21 protein-coding genes are annotated in these 22860 nt (G+C 59.5%); 12 read left to right on the top strand and 9 right to left on the bottom strand.

Going from position 1 to position 22860, the window contains the following annotated elements; translation table 11 throughout:
• Positions 1–264: 264 nt before the first annotated feature.
• Complete coding sequence (yihA, locus tag PMA3_RS30360) at positions 265–906, bottom strand: ribosome biogenesis GTP-binding protein YihA/YsxC (RefSeq protein WP_064680584.1); 642 nt, start codon at positions 904–906, stop codon at positions 265–267.
• Positions 907–1097: 191 nt separating this feature from the next.
• Between yihA and PMA3_RS30355 the strand changes: the two genes are divergently transcribed.
• The 7 genes from PMA3_RS30355 (at position 1098) to PMA3_RS30325 (ending at position 8417) form a co-directional block, all read left to right on the top strand.
• Positions 1098–1388: a c-type cytochrome gene (locus PMA3_RS30355; RefSeq protein ID WP_064680583.1), complete on the top strand. Its 291-nt coding sequence runs from the start codon at positions 1098–1100 to the stop codon at positions 1386–1388.
• Positions 1389–1434: 46 nt separating this feature from the next.
• Complete coding sequence (locus tag PMA3_RS30350; protein ID WP_064680582.1) at positions 1435–2046, top strand: c-type cytochrome; 612 nt, start codon at positions 1435–1437, stop codon at positions 2044–2046.
• A 199-nt stretch (positions 2047–2245) separates the two neighbouring features.
• Complete coding sequence (locus PMA3_RS30345) at positions 2246–2887, top strand: thiol:disulfide interchange protein DsbA/DsbL (RefSeq protein WP_064680581.1); 642 nt, start codon at positions 2246–2248, stop codon at positions 2885–2887.
• A gap of 14 nt (positions 2888–2901) precedes the next feature.
• Positions 2902–3780, top strand: coding sequence for an endonuclease/exonuclease/phosphatase family protein (locus PMA3_RS30340; protein WP_064680580.1), 879 nt, complete (start codon positions 2902–2904; stop codon positions 3778–3780).
• Positions 3777–5843, top strand: coding sequence for a GGDEF domain-containing protein (locus PMA3_RS30335; protein ID WP_064680579.1), 2067 nt, complete (start codon positions 3777–3779; stop codon positions 5841–5843). The genes PMA3_RS30340 and PMA3_RS30335 overlap by 4 nt, the downstream gene beginning before the upstream one ends.
• 102 nt (positions 5844–5945) lie before the next feature.
• Complete coding sequence (locus tag PMA3_RS30330; RefSeq protein WP_064680578.1) at positions 5946–6728, top strand: N-acetylmuramoyl-L-alanine amidase; 783 nt, start codon at positions 5946–5948, stop codon at positions 6726–6728.
• A gap of 75 nt (positions 6729–6803) precedes the next feature.
• Entirely contained in the window at positions 6804–8417 is a 1614-nt protein-coding gene (locus PMA3_RS30325) for an EAL domain-containing protein (RefSeq protein ID WP_064680577.1), read from the top strand.
• A gap of 7 nt (positions 8418–8424) precedes the next feature.
• Here PMA3_RS30325 and PMA3_RS30320 read toward each other — a convergent pair whose 3' ends face one another.
• Together PMA3_RS30320 and algB are read right to left on the bottom strand one after the other, a co-directional pair.
• On the bottom strand, positions 8425–10215 hold the full coding sequence (locus tag PMA3_RS30320; RefSeq protein WP_064680576.1) for an ATP-binding protein: 1791 nt from the start codon (positions 10213–10215) through the stop codon (positions 8425–8427).
• Positions 10216–10225: 10 nt separating this feature from the next.
• On the bottom strand, positions 10226–11572 hold the full coding sequence (algB, locus tag PMA3_RS30315; protein WP_064680575.1) for a sigma-54-dependent response regulator transcription factor AlgB: 1347 nt from the start codon (positions 11570–11572) through the stop codon (positions 10226–10228).
• Between the two features lie 435 nt (positions 11573–12007).
• On the opposite strand from algB, the gene PMA3_RS30310 reads away from it, so the two are divergent.
• The 5 genes from PMA3_RS30310 (at position 12008) to PMA3_RS30290 (ending at position 16506) form a co-directional block, all read left to right on the top strand.
• Positions 12008–12295 (top strand): hypothetical protein, encoded by a 288-nt coding sequence (locus tag PMA3_RS30310; protein WP_064680574.1) that lies wholly within the window; start codon positions 12008–12010, stop codon positions 12293–12295.
• An 80-nt stretch (positions 12296–12375) separates the two neighbouring features.
• Positions 12376–12540, top strand: a complete 165-nt coding sequence (locus PMA3_RS30305) for a DUF1328 domain-containing protein (RefSeq protein WP_003380232.1) — start codon at positions 12376–12378, stop codon at positions 12538–12540.
• A gap of 2 nt (positions 12541–12542) precedes the next feature.
• Positions 12543–13007, top strand: coding sequence for an inhibitor of vertebrate lysozyme family protein (locus PMA3_RS30300; protein ID WP_064680573.1), 465 nt, complete (start codon positions 12543–12545; stop codon positions 13005–13007).
• 713 nt (positions 13008–13720) lie between these two features.
• Positions 13721–15052 (top strand): glutamate/aspartate:proton symporter GltP, encoded by a 1332-nt coding sequence (gene gltP, locus PMA3_RS30295; protein ID WP_064680572.1) that lies wholly within the window; start codon positions 13721–13723, stop codon positions 15050–15052.
• Between the two features lie 224 nt (positions 15053–15276).
• Positions 15277–16506 carry a nucleoside recognition domain-containing protein gene (locus tag PMA3_RS30290; RefSeq protein ID WP_064680571.1) on the top strand — a complete coding sequence of 410 codons (1230 nt, stop codon included), beginning with the start codon at positions 15277–15279 and terminating at the stop codon, positions 16504–16506.
• A 118-nt stretch (positions 16507–16624) separates the two neighbouring features.
• Here the strand turns inward: PMA3_RS30290 and PMA3_RS30285 are convergent, their stop codons facing one another.
• The 6 genes from PMA3_RS30285 to PMA3_RS30260 all read right to left on the bottom strand — a co-directional run bounded on the left by PMA3_RS30285 (position 16625) and on the right by PMA3_RS30260 (position 22672).
• Complete coding sequence (locus tag PMA3_RS30285; protein ID WP_064680570.1) at positions 16625–17251, bottom strand: ABC-type transport auxiliary lipoprotein family protein; 627 nt, start codon at positions 17249–17251, stop codon at positions 16625–16627.
• Positions 17248–18186, bottom strand: a complete 939-nt coding sequence (locus tag PMA3_RS30280) for an MlaD family protein (protein ID WP_064680569.1) — start codon at positions 18184–18186, stop codon at positions 17248–17250. Before PMA3_RS30280 ends, PMA3_RS30285 begins: the two co-directional genes overlap by 4 nt.
• 1 nt (position 18187) lies before the next feature.
• A complete protein-coding gene (locus PMA3_RS30275) occupies positions 18188–18991 on the bottom strand; it encodes an ABC transporter ATP-binding protein (RefSeq protein WP_064680568.1) in 804 nt (267 codons plus the stop codon).
• Positions 18988–20136: an ABC transporter permease gene (locus tag PMA3_RS30270; RefSeq protein WP_064680567.1), complete on the bottom strand. Its 1149-nt coding sequence runs from the start codon at positions 20134–20136 to the stop codon at positions 18988–18990. Before PMA3_RS30270 ends, PMA3_RS30275 begins: the two co-directional genes overlap by 4 nt.
• Positions 20137–20191: 55 nt before the next feature.
• The gene (locus PMA3_RS30265; RefSeq protein WP_064680566.1) at positions 20192–21220 is read right to left on the bottom strand and encodes a DUF5924 family protein; all 1029 of its coding nucleotides are present in this window, start codon (positions 21218–21220) and stop codon (positions 20192–20194) included.
• Between the two features lie 75 nt (positions 21221–21295).
• Entirely contained in the window at positions 21296–22672 is a 1377-nt protein-coding gene (locus tag PMA3_RS30260; RefSeq protein WP_064680565.1) for a M16 family metallopeptidase, read from the bottom strand.
• Between the last annotated feature and the right edge of the window lie 188 nt (positions 22673–22860).

Genomic DNA, 22860 nt, shown 5'->3' with positions numbered 1-22860 from the left:
AGCAAGCTCGCTCCTACAGGGGACTATAGTGCGGAAAGTGCGCGGGCTTATTTCCAATGGTTTTTTATCCACTCAGGAACTAAACCCGTGAAATGCCACTCAGAGTTACTGAATGGCTGGTGAAGCCCTTCGATGCTCCTATGTTGTGTTAAGTGTTGGCAGATATCTGGACCCCGCCCTAACGGTCCGGAGCTTGAACCCCGGAACTTCCCCCTCCCCATAGAAGTCCGGGGTTTTTTTTGCCCGCGATTTGACCTGTCGACCTTACTCGGCAACCTCGGCGCCCTTGTCCGCCAGTTCCATCCAGCCTGCCAACACAGTGTAGGCGTCTTCCAGACCCATGCGTTTCGGTGCGGAAAACAGCTGGATCGTCACGGCATCGCCCCAGCCTTTACGGATTTCCGCCTGGACCTTGAGCAGCGTGTTTTTCGCTGCGCCGTACGTCAGCTTGTCCGCTTTGGTCAGCAGAATGTGCATCGGCATGCCGGCGGCAACGGCCCAGTCAAGCATCAGCAGGTCGAAGTCGGTCATTGGATGACGGATATCCATCATCAGAATCAGACCTTTCAAACTTTCGCGGCCGCCCAGATAGGCTTCCAGGTGACGCTGCCAGTGCATCTTCAACGGGATCGGTACTTTTGCGTAACCGTAACCCGGCAGGTCGACCAGACGGCGTTCATCGTCTAGCTTAAAGAAGTTCAACAGCTGCGTGCGCCCCGGGGTTTTCGAGGTTCGCGCCAGGCTGGCGTGCGTCAAAGTGTTCAGCGCGCTCGACTTGCCGGCGTTGGAACGGCCGGCGAAGGCCACTTCAAAGCCTTCATCGTCGGGACATTGATCGACTTTAGCGGCGCTGAGCATGAAGGTGGACTGTTGGCACAGGCCGAGGATGGGGTTCTTGAATTGCATGGGATTTCCGATGTGGGCGGCGCCGGGAATGGACGCGGCAAGCGGTGTCGTTTCCGTTTCAGTGACGCCAGTATATAATGCCGCAGATTTTGTGTGCGCTTTGTCCCAGCGTAGGATGAAGTTCACGGGAGCGATTGACCTTGATTGCGCATTAGAACGCAGAACGCTCTCAACCCTGAAAAGGTCGTTTTATGACGAAATGGCTGCTAGCTGCCGGTGTCTTGATGCCGCTTTACAGCGCTCAGGCTACACAGGATCCGGAAGCTGTGTACAACCGTGTTTGTGGTGCCTGTCATTCCGGCCAACTACCCATGGCGCCCAGAAAGGGCGATCAGGAAGCTTGGACGCCGAGGTTGGCGAAAGGTATGGAGACGCTGGTGCAACACGTGACCCAGGGTTTCAAGGCGATGCCGCCGCGTGGTTTGTGCATGGACTGCAGTGCCGAGGATTACCGAGCCGTCATCCAGTGGATGAGCGAGTGATTCCGGTCCATAACTCTTTAACCCTTAGCCGTAGTTGGATTAGCTGATGAACAAATTGATCGTGAGTCTGCTGTTGACCGTGGGGATCTCCGGCGTAGCCCATGCTGCAGGTGATGCAACTGCTGGTCAGGCGAAAGCCGCAGTATGTGGCGCCTGTCATGGCCCGGATGGCAACAGCATGGCGCCTAACTTTCCGAAACTGGCGGGCCAGGGCGAACGTTATCTGAACAAGCAGTTGCACGACATCAAGTCCGGCAAGCGTGTCGTACTGGAAATGACCGGTTTGCTCACCAACCTGAGCGATCAGGACCTGGCCGATATCTCCGCCTACTTCGCCAGCCAGAAAGGCAGCGTTGGCGCCGCCGACCCGAAAATCGTGTCGCGCGGTGAAGCCTTGTTCCGCGGCGGCGACCTGGCCAAGGGCCTGCCATCCTGCACCGGCTGCCACTCGCCAGACGGCAAGGGCAACGCAGCCGCCGGCTTCCCTCATCTGGGCGGTCAACATGCGCAGTATATTGCCAAGCAACTGACCGATTTCCGCAAGGAAGAAGGCGGCCGGGCCAACGATGGCGATACCAAACCGATGCAAAGCATCGCCAAAAAGCTGAGCGACGAAGACATCGCAGCAGTTTCCAGCTACATCCAGGGCCTGCACTGAGACCGCCGAGCGAACGTTGCGAGGGATGTACATCTCTTGCAATGTTAACGCTCGATTAATCTGACAATGCGAGCATAAAAAGGGTGGCCTTGGCCGCCCTTTTTTGTGGCCGCTGCCGTTACACTACAGAACTCAAGCCCGCCATGACCTGTCTGAAAACAGGTCGCGCGAGGCGACCCCATTTGTCCAGGAGTAAAGCATGCGTAATCTGATCATCAGCGCCGCATTCGTCGCTGCCAGCCTGTTCGGCATGACTGCCCAAGCCGCTGAAGCACCCGCCGCCCCCTATGTCGAACTGACCAACGCTGTTCCGGTCGCTGTGCCTGGCAAGATCGAAGTCGTTGAGCTGTTCTGGTATGGCTGCCCGCATTGCTATGCCTTTGAGCCGGTGATCAATCCTTGGGTTGAAAAGCTGCCTTCCGACGTCAATTTCGTGCGTATTCCTGCCCTGTTCGGCGGCCCATGGGATGCCCACGGTCAAATGTTCCTGACCCTGCAAAGCATGGGTGTCGAGGATAATGTGCACGCTGCGGTATTCAACGCCATTCAGAAAGAACACAAGAAGCTGGTCGACAAGAACGAAATGGCCGATTTCCTGGCGACTCAAGGCGTAGACAAGGACAAGTTCCTCGCCACCTTCGACTCCTTCGCCATCAAGGGTCAGATGGCCAAAGCCAAAGAGCTGGCCAAGAAATATGAAATCTCCGGCGTTCCGACCATGATCGTCAACGGCAAATATCGCTTTGACGTGGGCTCTGCCGGCGGTGCCGAGCAAGCCTTGCAACTGGCCGAAAAACTGGTCGACAAAGAGCGAGCGGCTAATAAGGCTGCTGCCAACTAAGCGCGGCGACTGCCATGCGCCGCTGGGGTACTGAACGCATCGTTGGCCTGCATGATCCGCGGGTCAACGAGCATCATCTGGAATCGACGGGTTTGCCCGCAGATAGCCGTCTGCGCTTGCTCAGTTTCAATATCCAGGTCGGCATCAGTACCGAGCGCTATCGGCACTACCTGACCCGGGGCTGGCAGCATCTGTTGCCGCACACCGGGCGTGCCGACAATCTGCAAAAGATCGGCAATCTGTTGGGCGACTTCGACCTGGTCGCCCTGCAGGAAGCCGATGGCGGCAGCCTGCGATCCGGCTATGTCAATCAGGTCGAGCACCTGGCCCAGCTAGGCGCCTTCCCTTACTGGTATCAACAACTCAATCGCAACCTCGGTCGCCTCGGCCAGCACAGCAATGGCGTGCTCAGCCGCCTGCGCCCGTGGGCGATTGAAGATCATCCGCTTCCGGGGCCCAAGGGTCGCGGAGCAATCCTGGTCCGTTTCGGCGAGGGTCCGGAAGCGCTGGTGGTGGTCATGATGCACCTGGCACTGGGTGCCCGCGCCCGCACCATGCAGCTGGCCTACATTCGCGAGCTGATCGGGAACTATAAACACCAGGTGCTGATGGGCGACATGAATACCCATGCCAGTGACTTGCTGCAAAACTCACCGTTGCGCGACCTCGGCCTGCTCGCACCACAGCTGGAGGCGACCTTCCCCAGCTGGCGCCCGCAACGCTGCCTTGACCATATTTTGCTGAGCCCGACCCTGACCCTGGAAAAGGTCGAGGTGCTGGCACACCCCATTTCCGATCACCTGCCGGTCGCGGTAGAGATTCGTCTGCCCGGTTCGCTCACGGCCGATGCATTGCCCGCGCTGAGTTCTGCCCATCGCGGACCCCATGAATGAGCGACGAAACAGAGCGCTGGAAAGAGAAGTACCTCAAAAACATCGAACAACAGGAAAAGCTCGAGCGCCGATGGGACGCCCGGCTCGACTTGTTACGCCGTGGGCTGGTGCGCAGCACGTTAGCGGCCGAGGGCACCGACCGCGCCGTTGACGCGTGCATGAAGGAAATGCGCGAAGTCATACGCACCAATGACATGGACGCCGGCCTGGCCGCCCTGCTTCCTCGGCTGGAAAAAGCCGTGCTCGACTCTGAGCAACGCCGCGAAACCCGGATCAATCAGACCGGCGCGGCACTGACCGCGCTGGTTGCGCAACTGCAAACACTGCCGCTGCCCCGGGAAGTCAGCCGCCCCCTCAAGGATTTCGCCAAACGGCTGGATGCACGAGTCAGTCAGGCGCGCGAGATTCCGTTGCTGCTCAGCGAACTGAGCGGACTGCAAGGCAAAGCCCTGAGTCAGCTTGAAGGCACTGCGGAGCCCGCTCGCCCGGGACTGCTGCAGCGGCTGTTTGGCAGTCGTGAAGCAGATGAAATGGCGCCACAGATTGTCACCCTCGTAGCGCAGGCGCCCGCTCCGCCGACCCGGGCAACCGAATCCGCCCCACTTGCAGCGCTGCCGCAAACTACTGCTGCACGACCCGACGATGGGCCGCAGATGTTGCCGTCTCCCGCACGCGCTGCGGCTCAGGCACCCGTTGCAATAGAACGACCAGCGCAAGAAACACGTTCTCCTTCAGTCCCGACGATCGCTCAACCGGCCCATGAGCCGCTGCTGGCGCGAGAAATACTGGTGGACGAATCGACTCAAGCGGACCATGAACAACCGCTAGAGTCCAGCCCGACCGTTATCCCGCCAACGATGCAATCCTTACCGGCAACCCCCTCGGACGAACCGGTCGCGACAGCGATTTCGAAGAGTCTGCCCGACCCCTCGGTCGCGGCCCAAACAATTATCGTCGTCGATCCGGAGCACGCCGAGCAAGATAACCCCTATGCCCTTCCGGATTCGCCCGAGCCTTCCTACAGCTCGGTCGCCCAGCACATCGAGGACACGCTACTAGGTCTGCTTGACGACCTGACCCTGCCCGAGCGTCATCGCCCCCAAGCCGAAGCGATGCGTGATCGCCTTCGAAATGGCTTGAACTGGTACGAATTGCTGCCGATTCTCGACGATTTGGCAACGTTGATGCTGGCGATCAACGACAATGGCCAGCACGAATTCGAAACCTATCTGCAGCAGCTAAACGGGCGCCTCGAGTTGTTCCAGCGCAACTTGCAAGCAGCCAGCGAAGGTCATGCCGATAACCGCTCAGCCGCACGGGAAATGGACACGCAGATCCGCGATCAGGTCGACGGCTTGCAGAGCAGCATGCAAGAAGCCGCGGATCTGGAGGGCCTCAAGCGCGCCCTGGAAAACCATCTTGAAGGTCTATTGGGCACCATGGACCACCACCAGAAGCAGCGTGACGAGCGCGAACAGGAAGTAGCGGCGCGCCTGCAAAGCCTGGCCGAACGAGTGGCACACATGGAACAGGAAGCCCTGGGCTACCGAGAGCATCTCGAAGAACAGCGCCAGAAAGCCTTGATCGACCCACTGACTGCCCTGCCCAACCGGGCGGCCTGGGGTGAACGGCTCGACCATGAAATCAGCCAATGGCAGCAACATGGCAACACCTTGTCGCTGGCAATGCTGGATCTTGATCATTTCAAGCGCATCAACGATAACTATGGTCACTTGGCAGGCGACAAGGTTCTGAAAATCATTGCCGGCGTGCTGCGCAAGCGCCTTCGGGAGACAGATTTCATCGCCCGTTTCGGCGGAGAGGAGTTTGTACTGCTGATGCCCGCCACAGAAGCGGTGGCCGGCGCAAAATTGCTGGAAAAACTGCGAGCCTTCATCGAGGCCTGCCCTTTCCACTTCAAGGGCGAGCCGGTGACTATCACTCTTTCCATCGGGCTGACCGCGTTCAAAGCCGGAGAGCATAGCGATCTGGTATTGAAAAGAGCCGATCAAGCGCTATACAGGGCGAAACACGCCGGTCGCAACCAGGTGCAAATCGGTTAGGGCAAATTGTTCCATTTTGTTTAAATCACGGCGCCGTCCGTCTTCGCGCAAAACAGTACGTTACACTGTTGCATTATTGTCCTTTTGCGTACTGCCTCCGTGATGAAATTTCTTGCCCTTATCATGTCGCTGGGTCTATTAGCCGGGTGCGCCAGCGGCCCGCGGTATGACACCAGTCATGTCTCAGCCAACCACGACAGCCGCATTCAATTCGTCGTGCTGCATTACACCTCCACATCGCAGGAGCGTTCGCTACAGCTGCTGACCCATGGAGAAGTCAGCAGTCATTACCTGATCGGCGACGACAAAAAAGCCACTATCTATAAGCTGATGGATGAAAACATGCGGGCATGGCATGCCGGCGAGAGCGAATGGCAAGGACGAACCTGGTTGAACTCCAGTTCCCTGGGCATCGAAATCGTCAATCCCGGCTTCAAGGACGCGCCCAACGGTGAGCGTCTCTGGTATCCCTACAGCGAAGCCCAGGTCCAGTCCCTGATTGTGTTGCTCAAGGACATCAGCAAGCGCTACGCCATCAGCCCGCGCAACATCATCGGTCATAGCGACATCGCCCCGTTGCGCAAGCTCGATCCAGGGCCGCTGTTCCCCTGGAAACGCCTGGCAGCCGAAGGTTTGGGGGTCTGGCCAAACGAGCAGGCCGTGGCGCGCCAGCAAGCGCAGTTCACCGTCCAGCTGCCGAGCATCGGTTGGTATCAGTCGCAGTTGGCCCGCTTGGGTTACCCCACACCGCAAACAGGCGAACTGGATGTCGCGACGCGCCATGTGATAGGAGCCTTCCAGATGCATTTCCGGCCGACCCGCTTCGACGGCATTCCGGATGCGCAAACCGCGGCACTTCTACACGTTTTGAATCAGACAAAATAATGACGCCCGCCCGACGGTAAGGGCTTTTTCTCAATCAGCAGCTATAACTCATTGGTAATTCTTCGGATATACCCAATGCCTGCCGCTCGAGAGACATTACGTCGCTGGTTCTATCGCCCCTGGTTTTTGGCGATGCTCGCTGCTGCCTTGAGCGCAACCCTGCTGATGACAGGCAGTCTGTTTATAGCCATGCATCAGGTCGAGCAGAGCGAAAGCGAGGAGATGAATGCCCAGGGCGAACGCTTCCTGGCCCGTCTGGAGCAACTTTTCGGCCAATTGCGTGAAAGCCTCGACGACCTCGAAGCGCAGCCACTACGGGGCTGCGATGACGAAATGATCGCGACCTTGCAGCAGGTCAGTTTCAATTATCGTTTCGTTTATGAAGCGGCTTACAGGGACGATTCGCGGATCTGCTCCAACCGCCCCCGCCAGGAAGGGCTCTCGCTGCTACGGCCGCCGGATATCAAGGGCCCCACCTATAGCTACTGGCTGAACACCACCACCGAACCCGATGAAAACCGTGCCGCGCTGATGCTCGGGCGCGGTAATTTCCGCGTCGCGACCTCTCGCGGGCATTTGACCGACATGGTCGACCTGTCACCCGGAAGCAGCCTGCTGGTGGTACTCGACCACGGCACGCGGGCGATTCCGGTACTGGGTGTATCGCAGGCCTGGCCCCCGACCGAACCCTGGCCGCCGAAAAGTCCCGATGCGCTGCAAGTCACGCACACTCGCCTGATTTACCGCATGCCCACCAACAATCCGGAATACCAGCTTGTACTTATTACCCCGCGTACCGGCATGCATGTGCCTGCGGTCTGGTGGTGGCTGTTGCCAGCCAGCCTGGCGCTGGGCGTCTGCGTGGGTTTTCTGGTGTTCCTGCTGGTCAAGCAGCGACAATCGATGGATGCCGAACTGACTGGCGCCATTCGGCGAGGTGAGCTGCAGGTCTTGTATCAACCGATTTTCGACCTCGACAGCCGCAATTGTGTCGGGGCAGAAGCCTTGCTCCGCTGGCGCAGGCCGGATGGCACCCTGACCAGCCCCGACCTGTTTATCCCGATGGCCGAAAACACCGGCCAGATCCGCCAGATGACCGACTTCGTCCTGCAACGCCTGCTTGAGCAGCTCGGTCATTTGTTGCGGGCCAATCCGCAGTTGTACATCTCGGTCAACCTCGCAGCCTGCGACGTCATGGTGCCGCGTATAGGCCAAGTGATGGCGCGCTTGCTGACGTTGCATCGGGTCGCGGCCAAGCAGATCGCCTTCGAGGTCACCGAGCGGGGATTGATCGATGTGGTGGTAGCCCGGGAAAACCTCCAGGCCTTGCGCGATGTCGGGCATCAGGTGCTGATCGACGATTTCGGCACCGGCTATTGCAGCCTTGCCTACCTGCAAACCCTGCCGGTGGATTGCCTGAAAATCGACAAGGCCTTTATCGACGCGCTGGGCCATGACGCCGCCAGCAGTGGCGTGGCACCGCACATCATTCACATGGCCCAGGCGCTGCAACTGAAAGTGATTGCCGAAGGCATCGAACATGAAGCGCAAGCGGCGTTTCTGAGCAGCGAAGGCGTGAAATACGGTCAGGGCTGGCTGTTTGCCCATGCATTGAGTGCAGTGCAGTTCATTGAGCTGATCACCCGTGGCCGGCGGCTAGGGGGCAGACGTCTGGATGACGAAGCGTAAGAGCCGCTCACACCGCCAGCGCCATATAGAACTGAGTCCCCTGCCCCGGTCGCGAATAAACGCCCATCCGGCCGCCATGCAGTTGCACGATTTCCTTGCACAACGCCAGGCCGAGCCCGGCACCGCCCTTTTTACGGCCGACCTGGACGAAGGGTTCGAAGATTCGCCCCTGCTGACCATAGGCAATGCCTTCGCCGTTGTCCTCAACGCTGATGATCACCCGCTCCCCATGCCGCCGAGCCTGCAAACGTATCTGCCCGTCGGTGCCGGTATGGCGCAAGGCGTTGTCGATCAGGTTATCGAGTACCCGGTCCAGCTGTGGCTGATCGGCCTGTAGCCAGGGCAACGGGCCCTGCACTTCCACGAACAGGCTGATGCCCTTCTCCACCGCCACGCCGGCATAACGTTCCCGGGCCTGCTCCAGCAAATCGTCGATGGAACACGGCGCCAGCGTGAGTTTCTGCAATCCGTTCTGATAGCGGGAGAAGTTCAGCAAGTCGTTGATCAACTGCATCAACCGCTGCATCTCTTCATTCACGGTGTCCAGCAGATCGGCTTCGCGGGAGTCCTGGGCGAAATGCGCGCGCTCGCGGAACAGGCCGAACGCCATATGCATGCCGGTGACCGGAGTACGCAACTCATGGGAGGCGCGCAACACGAACTCGCTGCGCACCCGCTCAAATGCACGTTGCTCGGTGACGTCATGCAACACCATCACAGCGCCGAGAATATGGCCCTGAGTGTGGCTGACAGGTGTCAGGCTATAGGTCAATAATCGCGACTCACCATCGACCTCTATGCTCAAGTCCTCCGGCGCCCGCTCCAGGGTCCCGCCCCGCAGCACCAGTTGCAGCTGTCCATCGAGCTCGGGGCGCTCCAGCGCGGTGCCCAGCCCCTGGCCGAGTCGATCGGTGTCCCAACCCAATTGACGCTGTGCCACGGGGTTGAGGTGTTCCAGATGCCCTTCGCGGTCGATCATCAGCAAACCGTCGTCGATGCTGTCGAGTACCGCCTGCAAACGCTGCTGACCGGCGAGCAGCTCATCGATATTGGTCGCTTGATGCTCGCGCAAGGCCTCGGCCATGATCCCGAAGCGTTTGGTCAGCTGATTCATTTCCTCTGCCGAAGAAACAGGCAGGGTCACTTCGAAATTGCCTTGTCCGATGTTATCCGCCGCCTGGACCAACGCCTCTATCGGGGCGCCGAAACGCCGGGCAATGGCGTGTGCGGTCACGAAACCAATGATCAGCACCGCCAGCCCCACCAGCCCGAGCAGACCCGCGACCAGCAGCGCTCGCTCCCGCGCCTGGCGCTCGATGACATTGATGTTATCCAGCGCGCGCTTGTGTTCGGTGATCAAGCCATTGCGCAACGCGTTGAATTTTTCGGTGAGTTCACCGCTACCCGTCAACACCCGCGATGTGTCCGGTGACTGGTCGTACGCCTGCAAAAAGCTCTGGTAGTCAGCCTTGGCCTGTGCGAAACCGTACTGAACGTCCTTGCCGGAATCGGCAAGGGAGATGCCTTCATCAAGCAACCGATAGTAATGCTGTCTGGACTGCTCGAATGCGGCAGGATCCGGCCGCTCGCTGAGCATGATGATCAGCTGGTCGCCAAGGCTCTGACGCAATTTCAACCCGAGGTCGAGGGTGACGAAGTTGTTTCGGATCAGGGCTTCCTGAGTTGCCGCCATCTGCATCACGCTGACCAGTCCGAGCAAGAGCCCGAGCAGCGCGACGGTGATCAGTGCGGAAATGCTCAGAAACAGCCTAGTCCGCAACTTCATCGCCAGTTTCATCGGGCGGGGCTCACAGGTTGTACTGCTTGCGTTTGCGGTACAGCGTCGAGGCATCGATGCCCAGCGTCTTGGCGGCCTGATCCAGCGTATCGGCGGTGGCAAGCACGGCGCCGATGTGAGCCTTCTCCAACTCATCCAGACTCAATGCGGCGCCGATGCGGGGCGCGTTGTTGAGCGGGGTTTCGGCCATGCCCAGGTGGCTGATCTCTACCCGCTCTTGCGGACAGATGATGCTCGCCCGCTCCACGACATTGCGCAGTTCGCGAATGTTGCCCGGCCAGCGATAGCTGAGCAGTGCCTCTCGAGCGGCGTCACTGAAACCACGCGCCGGACGCGCGTATTCCTTGACGAACCGGGCCAGAAAACGATCGGCCAGGTTCAGGATGTCTTCCCTGCGCTCGCGTAAAGGCGGCAGGTGCAGGGTGATCACGTTCAGGCGATACAGGAGGTCTTCACGGAAACGGCCGTCGCGCACCATGTCCTCCAGGTTGAGGTTGGTGGCCGCGAGAATTCTCACGTCGGCTCGGCGGGTAACCGGGTCGCCGACTCGCTCGTATTCCTTGTCCTGGATAAAACGCAGCAACTTCGGCTGCAATGTCAGGGGAAAATCGCCGATCTCGTCGAGAAACAGCGTTCCACCATCGGCCTGATTGACACGTCCCAAGGTACTTTCGCTGGCCCCGGTGAAGGCACCACGGCTGTGACCGAAGAGCTCGCTTTCCATGAGTTCGGCAGTCAGGGATGGGCAGTTGATCGTGACGCAGGATTTCTTCGCGCGCTTGCTCCAGCCATGAATGGCTTGAGACAGCTCACCCTTACCAGTGCCGGACTCGCCAAGAATCAAAATGTTGGCATCGGTACTGGCGACCTGGCGGGCGGTTTCGAGCACCACTTTCATCGCCGGGCTGTGGGAGTCCAGGCCATCCTTGGGTTTGCGCACTTCACCTTCAAGGGCTTCCAGACGGGCCGACAGCTGTCGCACTTCCAGTTGCTTGGCGGTGGCCAGGCGTAGCTGGTCGGGGCTGCAAGGCTTGACCAGGTAGTCGGCGGCACCGGCCTGGATCGCATCTACTGCAGTGTCCACCGCCGAGTGCGCGGTGACGATGACCACACGCATCCACGGCGCTTGAATGCGCATTTGCGCCAACACATCCAGGCCATTGTCTTCACCCAGGCGCAGATCAAGGAAGCACAGGTCGAAGACCTGACGTTGCAACAAGGCATCGGCCTGTGCAGCGCTGTTGGCGGTCGCGACGCTGTAGCCTTCATCTTCAAGGCAATAGCGAAATGTACGCAGGATGGCGGATTCATCGTCCACCAGCAGAATGCGGCCTTGATGCTCAGTGGCTGATTCCATTTTCCTACGCTCCTTAATGAATGGTCTTAGTTTAGTCCCGGAAAAATCGGGCAAGTTGCATGGTTGATTCTGGTCGATTCCGACTACATCAGGGTATCTCTCTCGTTACCCTACGGCTAATCGCCTGATTTTGTTGTTTTTTTATCAGATAGCCGGTCTACACGAGGATTACGACTCCCTTTGTGACATCCGCGCCCTCCTCGCAATTCAAAAAACTTGAAAACAGCTTTCGCTCAGATCGTGCATTACGCACGAGCGCTGACGGACCATCGTGCAGGATGCGTCCGACCTGATTTTCATACAATAGGTAACTATTTGATTTAATTGGTTTTTTTTCTATCTAAAAGCTGGCATGCAGGCTGCAATACCTTGGGTAACCAGGGCATTTCAATCGACGCCCTCACAAGATCACCACCGTGTGGGAGGAGCTTCAGGATGAGTCGCCAACGTGCCGCCCAATTGCGTATCTCGCCACTGCATATCCAACAAGGTCTGTTTGCTGTTCTGGCGCTGTTGATCACATTGATCGGCGGCCAGCAGTTTCAGCGTTGGGAGCAGACCTCGCAGCAGGAAGCGTCGCGCGTGTCGATTCAGCATCCGGTTCAGACCCATTTCAGCGCCGCCAGCAGCAACCATGCTGACCTCGCGCCAATGCGAATGATGGACGTCGACCAGGCACAACCTGGGGACGAGATGCCCCGGCAGGAACGTTGGGTGTTCTGAGTTCATGATCTTGGCGCGCTCTGCGCCGGGAAAAGCACCACAAGCATCACCTCTAAAATAGAAGCGTAAGGAGAATCACCATGTTGAGCTGGGCAATCACATTCTTGATCATTGCCATCATCGCTGCAGTACTGGGCTTCGGTGGTATCGCGGGCACCGCCACGGGTATCGCCAAGATTCTCTTTGTCGTGTTCCTGGTGATGTTCGTTGTTTCGTTCTTCTTTGGCCGTCGCGGTCGAGGCTGAAAATGAGCGTTTCCTTCAAGTCACTGGCAGCCGCCCTGCTTCTGGGCGGTAGTGCCATGGTCATGGCCGCCAATGATGGCCAGACACGCGCCAACGAACTGCTGAGCGCCGACCCTCAATACCGTGAAACCTGGCAAGACGTGGTTGAGAAAGAAGAACGCCTGCCCGACTGGGTGATGAATCTTTCCGGCGATGCCGAGCAAATGACAGCGGTTGAAGAAGACGGTGACCAGTTTTTGGTAGGCCCGTTATGCGAATCCCAGGCCAAATGCCTGAATAATCGATTAATTGTGGCCGTCAGCTTCGACAAAAAGCATGCCTACGCTATGCTGGTTGAAGTACCTGCGGGATTGCCGGCCGACAAGTCGCCGACGCGCCATGCGACCTACCGCTTTCTGGGAAAACCAGACCAGGGTATGCAGGAAATGTTGATGGAACAGCTAAAGAAAGATCCGAACTGGTACTGATTTTGAGATATGAAAGAAGCCACACTGCTTCTTTCCAAATGCGCTACCCGAGAACGGTAGACGCATGACCAAGGGGTCGGGATGTTCTGCCTGTTTCAGGGGCGGAGCGACCTACGGGTACATGGGGTGCCTGCGCAAGGGCCGGGTCAGGCAAAAAGCTGCGACGCAAGTTCGCCGATCAAGATGCTCGACGGACTTGCGAAGAGCTTCTACGTGCAAAGCCTTGAATCAGAGCAATCCATTCGGTTTCACTCGCTTACCTGAAAATCCACGCCAGAATCCCTGAAAATACTTTCCCGCGCGTCCCCGCACGACCGTACATCGAGAAATATTACCGGCCTTGCACCGTGAATTTTCTCCGCGCATTGTCGCAATTTTTCAGAAAAACCCCCTCGCTTCGCTGATTAAAAAACACTCAAGCCTCCCTGAAATGGCCGGTTCACGGCACTTATGCCTGCCGAAATGTCGCATTCGAACCGGTTGGGACGAGTGTTTCAGGGAAAAAAACTCATGCCGATTCGGCATAGGGTAGGCGTTTACGGCATTAGACGCCGCTCCCTTGCATCGGAATAGTTGCGCCTTTTTTCGCCTGCCAGAGAGCACTAACAAGCGCTCCGGGGCACCTTATACGGGGGCAGCTGCACAGGACTTTTTCGCCACAAGCGTTCCAGTTCCTGCATCGGCCTGAGTCAAACGCAAGTAAGGGTAAAGATATGAAGAAGGCAAAGCTTAGCCTCGCCTGGCAGATCCTCATCGGTCTGGTATTGGGGATTGCAATCGGTGCGCTGCTCAACCATTTCGGTTCCGAAAAGGCCTGGTGGATCAGTAATGTTCTGCAACCGGCAGGCGATATCTTTATCCGTCTGATCAAGATGATCGTGATCCCGATCGTCATTTCCTCGTTGATCGTCGGAATCGCGGGTGTAGGCGATGCGAAGAAGCTCGGCAGCATCGGCCTGAAGACAATCATCTACTTCGAAATCGTGACCACGATTGCCATCGTCGTCGGCCTGGTCCTGGCCAACCTGTTCCACCCGGGTACCGGCATCGACATGAGTACGCTGGGTACCGTCGATATTTCCAAGTACCAGGCCACGGCCGCCGAGGTACAGCATGAACACGCGTTCATCGAAACCATTCTCAACCTGATCCCGTCGAACATCTTCGCGGCAATCGCCCGCGGCGAGATGCTGCCGATCATCTTCTTCTCGGTGTTGTTCGGCCTCGGCTTGTCGAGCCTGAAACCCGATTTGCGCGACCCGCTGGTGAAGTTGTTCCAGGGCGTGTCGGAAAGCATGTTCAAAGTCACCCACATGATCATGAACTACGCCCCTATCGGCGTTTTCGCACTGATCGCGGTGACCGTGGCCAACTTCGGCTTCGCCTCCCTGCTGCCGCTGGCCAAACTGGTGCTCCTGGTTTACTTCGCCATCGCCTTCTTCGCCTTCATGGTGCTGGGCCTGATTGCTCGCCTGTTCGGTTTCTCGGTGATCAAGCTGATGCGCATCTTCAAGGATGAGCTGGTGCTGGCCTACTCCACCGCCAGTTCCGAAACCGTGCTGCCACGTGTCATCGAGAAGATGGAAGCCTACGGTGCACCGAAAGCCATCTGCAGCTTCGTGGTGCCGACCGGTTATTCGTTCAACCTCGACGGTTCGACGCTGTACCAGAGCATTGCGGCGATTTTCATCGCCCAGCTGTACGGCATCGACCTGTCCATCAGCCAGCAATTGCTGCTGGTACTGACGTTGATGGTCACCTCCAAAGGCATCGCCGGCGTACCGGGTGTGTCCTTCGTGGTGCTGCTGGCAACGCTGGGCAGCGTGGGTATTCCATTGGAAGGCCTGGCGTTCATCGCCGGTGTCGACCGCATCATGGACATGGCCCGCACCGCACTGAACGTGATCGGCAACGCGTTGGCCGTATTGGTCATCTCCCGTTGGGAAGGCATGTACGACGACGCCAAGGGCCAGCGCTACTGGAACTCCCTGCCGCACTGGCGCAGTAAGGAAAAGCTGCCGGCTGGCGAGATTTCCAACAACTGATCAATCTGCTCCTGTAGGAGCGTGGCTTGCCCGCGAAGAACGATAACGCGGTGTACCTGATACACCGCGGCGTCCCATTCGCGGGCAAGTCGGATCGCCGCACCGCTCGCTCCTACAGTACGGAGTTGACCGCGCAGACTCAAAACAAACCCCGGAGAAATCCGGGGTTTGTCGTTTCTGGCTACCCCAGTATCATTCGCCGCATTCTTTGGGGGATTTGACTGATGCTCAATGGCCTGTGGCTCGGCTTCTTCATCGTGGCAGCCGTATCGGCGCTGGCGCAGTGGTTGATCGGTGGCAACGCCGGTATCTTCGCGGCGATGGTGGAAAGCATTTTCGCCATGGCCAAACTGTCGGTCGAGGTCATGGTCCTGCTGTTCGGCACCCTCACCCTCTGGCTGGGCTTTCTGCGGATCGCCGAGAAAGCCGGGATCGTCGAGTGGCTGGCCAAGGCACTGGGCCCGTTGTTCCTGCGCCTGATGCCGGAAGTGCCGGCCGGTCACCCCGCCATCGGCCTGATCACGCTCAACTTCGCCGCCAATGGCCTGGGCCTGGATAACGCCGCGACGCCAATCGGCCTCAAGGCCATGAAGGCGTTGCAAGAGCTCAATCCCAGCGCCACCATCGCCAGCAATGCCCAGATCCTGTTCCTGGTGCTTAACGCCTCTTCCCTGACCCTGTTGCCGGTGACGATCTTCATGTACCGCGCCCAGCAAGGTGCGCCTGATCCGACGCTGGTGTTCCTGCCGATCCTGTTGGCGACCAGTTGCTCGACGCTGGTAGGGCTGTTGTCGGTGGCGGTCATGCAACGCCTGCGCCTGTGGGACCCGGTGGTGCTCGCGTACATGATTCCCGGCGCCCTGATACTGGGTGGCTTCATGGCGCTGCTGGCGACGCTCTCGGCGACCGCTCTGGCCGGACTGTCATCGATCCTCGGCAACCTGACGCTGTTCGGGCTGATCATGCTCTTTCTGGTGATCGGCGCGTTACGCAAGGTGAAGGTCTACGAGGCGTTCGTCGAAGGCGCCAAGGAAGGCTTCGATGTGGCGAAGAATCTGCTGCCGTACCTGGTGGCGATGCTCTGTGCTGTCGGGGTGCTGCGAGCGTCCGGGGCGCTGGATTTTGGCCTGGACGGGATTCGGCATCTGGTGGAGTGGGCCGGTTGGGACACCCGCTTCGTCGATGCCTTGCCGACCGCCATGGTCAAACCGTTTTCGGGCAGTGCGGCCCGGGCGATGCTGATCGAAACCATGCAGACGTCCGGGGTAGACAGCTTCCCGGCTTTGGTGGCGGCGACGGTGCAGGGCAGTACTGAAACGACGTTCTATGTGTTGGCGGTGTACTTCGGCGCAGTGGGCATTCAGCGCGCGCGGCATGCGGTGGGGTGTGCGTTGCTGGCGGAACTGGCCGGCGTTCTTGGCGCCATCGGGGTCTGTTACTGGTTCTTCGGCTAACCGTGAACCCCTTGTGGGAGCGGGCTTGCTCGCGAAAGCGGTGTGTCATTCAGTATTGATGTCGATTGACACAACGCCTTCGCGAGCAAGCCCGCTCCCACCGGGTTCCGTGCTGGACTCAAGGTCTTGATGGCGGTGCGACTTTCTGCCCTTGCTCAACCGCCCAGGCCACCACCTGTGCCGTTAACCGGTCACTCGCCTGGCCAAACCCGGCCACTACCGCCGGCACCTTCACATCGCTCAACGGCTGACGCACTTCAAAGCGCCGGCTGGCGAGGATCCGCTGGTCATGACCGCGCACCAGCAACGCATCCAGCCGCACGACCACGCTCGCCGTGCGGTCCTGGTATTCCGTCTGGAACGCCTGCAGATTGCCGCCCAGTTCCAGGTCCGCCTGGAAATTACTGTCATCGGTGCTCAGCAGCGACACCCGACCGTCACGCTGGAAACCATCGAGCAGACGATTGCGCAGCAGCACCGGCGCCGGGTCGCTCCAGCGTGACGCCTTGTAGCTGCTGATCAAGTCACCCTGCGGGATCACCGCGATGTTCGGGCTGTTCAACGCCTGGCTGGCCTGCGGCTTCGTCAGGCGAAGCGACCAGGGTTGCGGCATGGCTGGATTGCCTGAGGCGCTGCTCTGGGACGTCGGTAGCCGATAGACATCGGACGGCTCGGACTTGGGCAGGATCGAGCAGGAAGCGGTCAACGCAAATGCGGCGAGGAGGGCGAGGCGGCGCATTTTCATGGCGTGAACTCCTTGTTCTTGTCGTTGCCCAGCAAATAACCGCTGGGGTTGGCTTCCAGCCGCTGGGAAATGGCCCGCAACGACGTCAGGGTATCGCGCAATTCACGCACTGCCGGCGCCAGGCCATTGAGGCCCTGCATCCCGCTGTTCAGCGAATCCTGATTGTTGGTGAGCAGCTTGTTGATCGTGGCGCTGCTCTGTTCCAGCGATTTCATGGCCTGTTCGGCACTGCCGAACATCTGTTTGCCCTGATCGCTGATCAAGCCATTGGCATTGCGCATCAACGCGGCGGTCTGCTCCAGCGTGGCCGTGGCCTGCTTGCCGATGGCACCCAGTTGTTGCATGGCCTGGCGGATGTCGCCGCGCTGATCGGCGAGGGTGCCGGTGGTTTGCTCCAGATGCTCAAGGGTCTTGCTGATGCGCTCGACATTCTCCGAAGAAAACATCTGATTGGCGTTGTGCATCAGCGCGTTCACACCGGCCATCAGGTCGGTGCTGTCGTTGAGCAGTTGGGCGATAGGCGAGGGCGATGCAACGATCGTCGGTAAATCCCCGGCCTTGCCCCTGAGCGTCGGGCTCTGTGGCGTGCCACCGCTGAGTTGGATGATCGAGGTCCCGGTAATCCCGGTCAGCGCCAGTTTGGCCTCGGTGTCTTCCTTGATCGGCGTATCACCGCCCAGGCGGATGCGCGCCAGCACCCGGCGCGGGTCTTTCGGGTCCAGGCGCAACGTCACCACGTCGCCGACCTTGATCCCGCTGTACTGCACGGCGCTGCCCTTGGACAAGCCGCTGACCGCCTCATTGAAGACGATTTCGTAGTCCTTGAACTCGGTGTCGACGCTGGACTTGGCCAGCCACAGCCCGAAGAGCAGGGCGCCTGCCACCACAATCACGGTGAACAGGCCGATCAATACATGATGGGCTCGGGTTTCCATGTCAGGCCTCGTTTAGCTGGTTAGCGGCGGTCAGCGCCGCGCGGCCGCGAGGGCCATGGAAGTATTCGTGAATCCACGCATCGTCTGTTTCCGAAACGACATCGATGGCATCGGCCACCAGCACTTTCTTCTGCGCCAGCACGGCGACCCGGTCGGTGATGGTGTAGAGGGTGTCGAGGTCGTGGGTCACCAGAAACACGCTCAAGCCCAGGGCATCGCGCAGGGTCAGGATCAATTGATCGAACGCCGCCGCACCGATCGGATCGAGGCCGGCGGTGGGTTCGTCGAGAAACAGGATGTCCGGGTCCAGCGCCAACGCCCGGGCCAGCGCCGCACGCTTGATCATGCCGCCGGACAGCGAAGCAGGGTATTTGTCCGCCGCCGACAGCGGCAGCCCCGACAGGGCAAGCTTCACCGCCGCCAGATGCTCGGCGTCGTCGCGGCTCAGTCCAGCATGCTCGATCAGGGGCAAGGCCACGTTCTCGGTCACGGTCAGCGAAGAGAACAGGGCGCCTTTCTGAAACAGCACGCCAAAGCGCCGTTCGACCAGCGAGCGCTCATGTTCGGCCAGCGTCGGCAGGTTCTTGCCGAAGACTTTTACCTCGCCTTCACTGGGCTGACGCAAACCGACAATACTGCGCAGCAGCACCGATTTACCGCTACCGGAACCGCCCACCACGGCGAGGATCTCGCCCTTGTACAAGTCCAGGTCCAGGCCCTCGTGCACACTCTGGCTGCCAAAACGATTGCACAGCCCACGGACTTCGATCACCGCCTCGGTGGGCGCTCGGGGTATTCGACTCACCAGCCCATCTCCATGAAAAACAGTGCGGCAACGGCGTCGAGCACGATGACCACGAAAATCGACTGGACCACACTCGACGTGGTGTGGGCGCCGACAGATTCGGCGCTGCCGCTGACCTTGAAGCCCTCAAGGCAACCAATCGCGGCGATGAGAAACGCGAAGATTGGCGCTTTGACGATCCCCACCAGAAAATGCTGAACGCCGATATCGGTTTGCAGCAGCGACAGGAACATCGCCGGTGAAATATCCAGCGACACCGCGCAGACCACGCCGCCACCGATAATCCCCGACAGCATCGCCAGGAACGTCAACATCGGCAGCGCCACCAGCAGCGCCAGGACGCGCGGCACCACCAGCAGTTCCATCGGGTCCAGACCCAGGGTCCGGATGGCGTCGATTTCTTCGTTGGCCTTCATCGAGCCAATTTGCGCAGTGAATGCACTGGCGGTGCGCCCGGCCATCAGGATCGCGGTCAGCAACACACCGAATTCGCGCAGGAAAGAGAACGCCACCAGGTCCACGGTAAAAATACTCGCGCCGAAACTCGCCAGCACCGTCGCCCCGAGAAATGCCACCACGGCACCCACCAGAAAGGTCAACAGGGCGACGATGGGCGCAGCATCCAGGCCGGTCTGTTCGATGTGCGCCACCATCGGCGTCAGGCGCCAGCGCTTGGGGCGAAACAGGCCGCGGGCCATGGTTTCCAGGATTAGGCCGACGAAGCCCAGCAGTTGCAGGGTGTCCTGCCAGACCGTTGCCACCGCGCGGCCGATGCGGGTCAGCAGTTGAATGCCGACGCTGGTTTGCGGCTCCTTGACCGGAACGCAGAAGTCGGTCAGCGAGCAATAGACGGTTTGCAACAGGGCGCGGTCGGCAGAGGACAGGGTGCAATCGGGATGCTCGGCAGACTTGCCAAGACGTTCGGACCCCAGCAGCTCCACCAGTAACGATGCACCGGCGGTATCGAGCGCGCCGAGGCCGTTAAGGTCAATGTGGGTGCTGTCGTCGTAGCGGCCGTGCAGCTGTTCGCTCTGGCGCTTGAGATCGGCGTAATGGGCGAGCGTCCAGTCACCCGTAATCTGCAATTGAGCAGGGGTGTCAGAGGTGTCCAGTCGGGCATTGCCGGCCATTGTGCTGCTGCTCATAAGCTCCATGCTTGTTCGGCTGTTACGCAGACCTACGTTAATAGCATGAACGGCCTTACTTTTCTTTGACCGGTGTGCTGTCGGTGATCTTGAAACGCAACACCCCGATCAACTGGCCGTCTTCGGTCAACACCCGAACCTGCCACTTGCCCGCAGGGTTGCCGGGGAAATTCTGTTTGTGGGTCCAGGCCCGGTAGCCTTCCTTGCGCCCGCCGTGAATATCCAGGGCGATGCGGTCGACCTCTTTGCCGTTGAACTGCCAGACGTGATAAATCCGCTCGTCCAGACCGCGCGGCGCATTGATCGCGGTGTAGGCGTACAGACCGCCGCCGCGAATCTGCTCGGCGCTGACTTCATCGAGGCTGGCGCCGGGGGTGCGGTCCTGCATTTGCGTGCTGATGGCCACATCGGTCATCCACAGCGTTGCCGGCGGCACCCACGAGCGCAGTACCCAACCCACGCCACCGATACCCACGGTGATACTCAGGATGGCCAACGCATTGCGCAAGGTTCTGATCGGGAAGATCGACGCCAGGCTCGGGAACGACAGCACGACCGCAGTGCCCAGGGCCAGTTTGAAACTTTGGGAGGTGGTCAGGTGCAGGATGACGGGCAGGGCGGTCAGCAGTGCCGCGAACAACGTCAGGGTATGCAGCGCCAGGAATGCCCAGCGTCGTGGTGCCAGCCATTTGTAGTAGAGCGGGTCGATGATGGAAATCAGTGCGGCAATGCACAGCATCCCGGTAAAGAATAACTGGCCGCTGTTCCAGGTGGTGGTGATGAAAAAGAAGGGCAGGACGAAAAACAGGCTTTCCTGGTGGATCATCTGCGTGGCGTAACGCAGCAGAGGCCGGGGGATTTCGCGGTTGAATATCCTGGCGAACAGCTTGGTCAGGCTGTTTTCCAGCATCAGCCAGATCCAGCTGATCAGCATGATGATGGTGATCCACGTCGCCAGGCCTTGCTGGCGATCCACCAGCATGAAGCTGCCGACCCCCGAAATGAAACCGCCAAGCGCAATGACACCCGGGTAGCGCTTCATCAATGCCAGGATGCGCTGTACGAAAAGGGTCAGGGTAGGCATTCGGCGGTTCGCATTAGTCGTGGGAAAATCCTCGACAGAGTACCGTCCGGCAGGCGGTGTGGCGAGGGGGAACAATTAGCGTCTGCGATGGATTCGCCAGCCCAGCAAGCCCAAGACCATCAACCCCATCACCCCGGCAATCGACCACATGAACTGGTCATCGCTCATCAACGGTTTTTCGATCCGCAGATAGCCCGGTTGCAGCAGCAATTCACGCATGGCCTTGTTCACCTCTGCCAGCGTCACCCCTCGCAGTTCCTTGGCCGGGTCAGCGAAACGGCCGTCCCCATAGCTCGCAAGGGCACTCCAGTAATAATCGGCCAGTGCGCTGTTGCCTTGCACTGCCCAGGCCTGGCGGGCGATGGCGGCCTGCTTGAGACGGTTGAAGGTATCGGCATCCAGCCCGTCCTTGAGCAAGCGGGCCTTCAACTCATCCAGCACCTGTTTGGCTTCAGGCACGTCATCGCGGTCGAGGTCCGCGTTCAGGCTCATGAAGCCCACGCCGCCAAACACCTCGCGTTCGGCGGAGGGGCCGTAGGACAAACCATGGGTCAGGCGCAATTGACGATAGAGCGCCCAGTCCAGATAGTCCTTGAGCAGGTCGAAGGTCTGATCGTGCCGATCGTCCTGCACCGGCTCGGGCACCAGCCAGTGCAACTTGGCGGCACCGCCGACGAAACCATGATTCAGCGTGCGCTCATGGGCGGCGCTGGTCTTGATGTCCGGCAGGGGCGGGTGGTCGCTAGGCTCGACCGCCTCAAGCGCACCATAGGTCCGCTCCAGATAAGCCGGCAGCAAGCGGTCGAGGTCGCCGACCACGATCAGGGTCATGTTGTTGGGTGCGTACCAAGTCTTGCGCACCGCCTCCAGTTGTTCGCGAGTCAGGTAATCGACCTCTGGCCGCTCAGGGCATTTGAGGCCCAGCTCCACGGCCAGCTGATTACTCGCCGTATGGCCCAGGTCCTGGCGGTCCAGCCAGCGTTGCAGGTGAGTGTAGTGGCCACCTTCTTCGCGCTCGACCACTTGTTTGGCGGCATTGATCGAGTTGTCGTCGATTCGGGTCTGGGTCAGCAGCGCCAACAGCAGATCGAGGACCTTGCGCTGGTTTTTCGCCGGGGCCTCGATGACGAATGTCGTGTCGGCATTGCTGGTGAACGCGTTCCACTCGCCGCCCAGGGCCTGCATGCGTTCCTCCAGGCCGCCTTCGCCAGTGGCATCGATGCCGCTGAACAGCAAGTGCTCGAGCAGGTGCGGCAGCCCCTTGTCTGCACAACTGAAATCATCGATTCCGACGCCGACCACCAGGCGAATCGCCACATGCCCGCGTTCAGTGCCGGGCTTGAGCAGCAATTGCAGGCCGTTGGGCAGGGTATAGCCTTCAACCTGGAAGCGGTCCAGGGCAAATGAAGGGAATGAACCGAGTAACAGACAGGCGAACAACAGGCAACGCATAGCTGGCTTCCAGGCAATCGATCGGAGATCCGTGTTGTCCTTCAGGCCGCCTTCGCGAGCAAGCCCGCTCCCACAGGGTTCGGTGGTGTTCACTCATTTTGTGCAACACAGCCGACCCTTGTGGGAGCGGCGGTGCGACGATTCGACTTGCCCGCGATGGCGGTCTAAAGGCTGAATACATGTTACTG

Origin of the sequence: Pseudomonas silesiensis (assembly GCF_001661075.1) — a bacterium.
GTDB classification, from domain to species: domain Bacteria; phylum Pseudomonadota; class Gammaproteobacteria; order Pseudomonadales; family Pseudomonadaceae; genus Aquipseudomonas; species Aquipseudomonas silesiensis.
This window is presented reverse-complemented; position numbering and strand designations above follow the sequence as displayed.

Bases quoted from the DNA above. Each gene is read 5' to 3' on its own strand.
- yihA (WP_064680584.1), bottom strand. From the start codon at position 906: ATGCAATTCAAGAACCCCATCCTCGGCCTGTGCCAACAGTCCACCTTC.
- PMA3_RS30355 (WP_064680583.1), top strand. From the start codon at position 1,098: ATGACGAAATGGCTGCTAGCTGCCGGTGTCTTGATGCCGCTTTACAGC.
- PMA3_RS30350 (WP_064680582.1), top strand. From the start codon at position 1,435: ATGAACAAATTGATCGTGAGTCTGCTGTTGACCGTGGGGATCTCCGGC.
- PMA3_RS30345 (WP_064680581.1), top strand. From the start codon at position 2,246: ATGCGTAATCTGATCATCAGCGCCGCATTCGTCGCTGCCAGCCTGTTC.
- PMA3_RS30340 (WP_064680580.1), top strand. From the start codon at position 2,902: ATGCGCCGCTGGGGTACTGAACGCATCGTTGGCCTGCATGATCCGCGG.
- PMA3_RS30335 (WP_064680579.1), top strand. From the start codon at position 3,777: ATGAGCGACGAAACAGAGCGCTGGAAAGAGAAGTACCTCAAAAACATC.
- PMA3_RS30330 (WP_064680578.1), top strand. From the start codon at position 5,946: ATGAAATTTCTTGCCCTTATCATGTCGCTGGGTCTATTAGCCGGGTGC.
- PMA3_RS30325 (WP_064680577.1), top strand. From the start codon at position 6,804: ATGCCTGCCGCTCGAGAGACATTACGTCGCTGGTTCTATCGCCCCTGG.
- PMA3_RS30320 (WP_064680576.1), bottom strand. From the start codon at position 10,215: ATGAAACTGGCGATGAAGTTGCGGACTAGGCTGTTTCTGAGCATTTCC.
- algB (WP_064680575.1), bottom strand. From the start codon at position 11,572: ATGGAATCAGCCACTGAGCATCAAGGCCGCATTCTGCTGGTGGACGAT.
- PMA3_RS30310 (WP_064680574.1), top strand. From the start codon at position 12,008: ATGAGTCGCCAACGTGCCGCCCAATTGCGTATCTCGCCACTGCATATC.
- PMA3_RS30305 (WP_003380232.1), top strand. From the start codon at position 12,376: ATGTTGAGCTGGGCAATCACATTCTTGATCATTGCCATCATCGCTGCA.
- PMA3_RS30300 (WP_064680573.1), top strand. From the start codon at position 12,543: ATGAGCGTTTCCTTCAAGTCACTGGCAGCCGCCCTGCTTCTGGGCGGT.
- gltP (WP_064680572.1), top strand. From the start codon at position 13,721: ATGAAGAAGGCAAAGCTTAGCCTCGCCTGGCAGATCCTCATCGGTCTG.
- PMA3_RS30290 (WP_064680571.1), top strand. From the start codon at position 15,277: ATGCTCAATGGCCTGTGGCTCGGCTTCTTCATCGTGGCAGCCGTATCG.
- PMA3_RS30285 (WP_064680570.1), bottom strand. From the start codon at position 17,251: ATGAAAATGCGCCGCCTCGCCCTCCTCGCCGCATTTGCGTTGACCGCT.
- PMA3_RS30280 (WP_064680569.1), bottom strand. From the start codon at position 18,186: ATGGAAACCCGAGCCCATCATGTATTGATCGGCCTGTTCACCGTGATT.
- PMA3_RS30270 (WP_064680567.1), bottom strand. From the start codon at position 20,136: ATGAGCAGCAGCACAATGGCCGGCAATGCCCGACTGGACACCTCTGAC.
- PMA3_RS30265 (WP_064680566.1), bottom strand. From the start codon at position 21,220: ATGCCTACCCTGACCCTTTTCGTACAGCGCATCCTGGCATTGATGAAG.
- PMA3_RS30260 (WP_064680565.1), bottom strand. From the start codon at position 22,672: ATGCGTTGCCTGTTGTTCGCCTGTCTGTTACTCGGTTCATTCCCTTCA.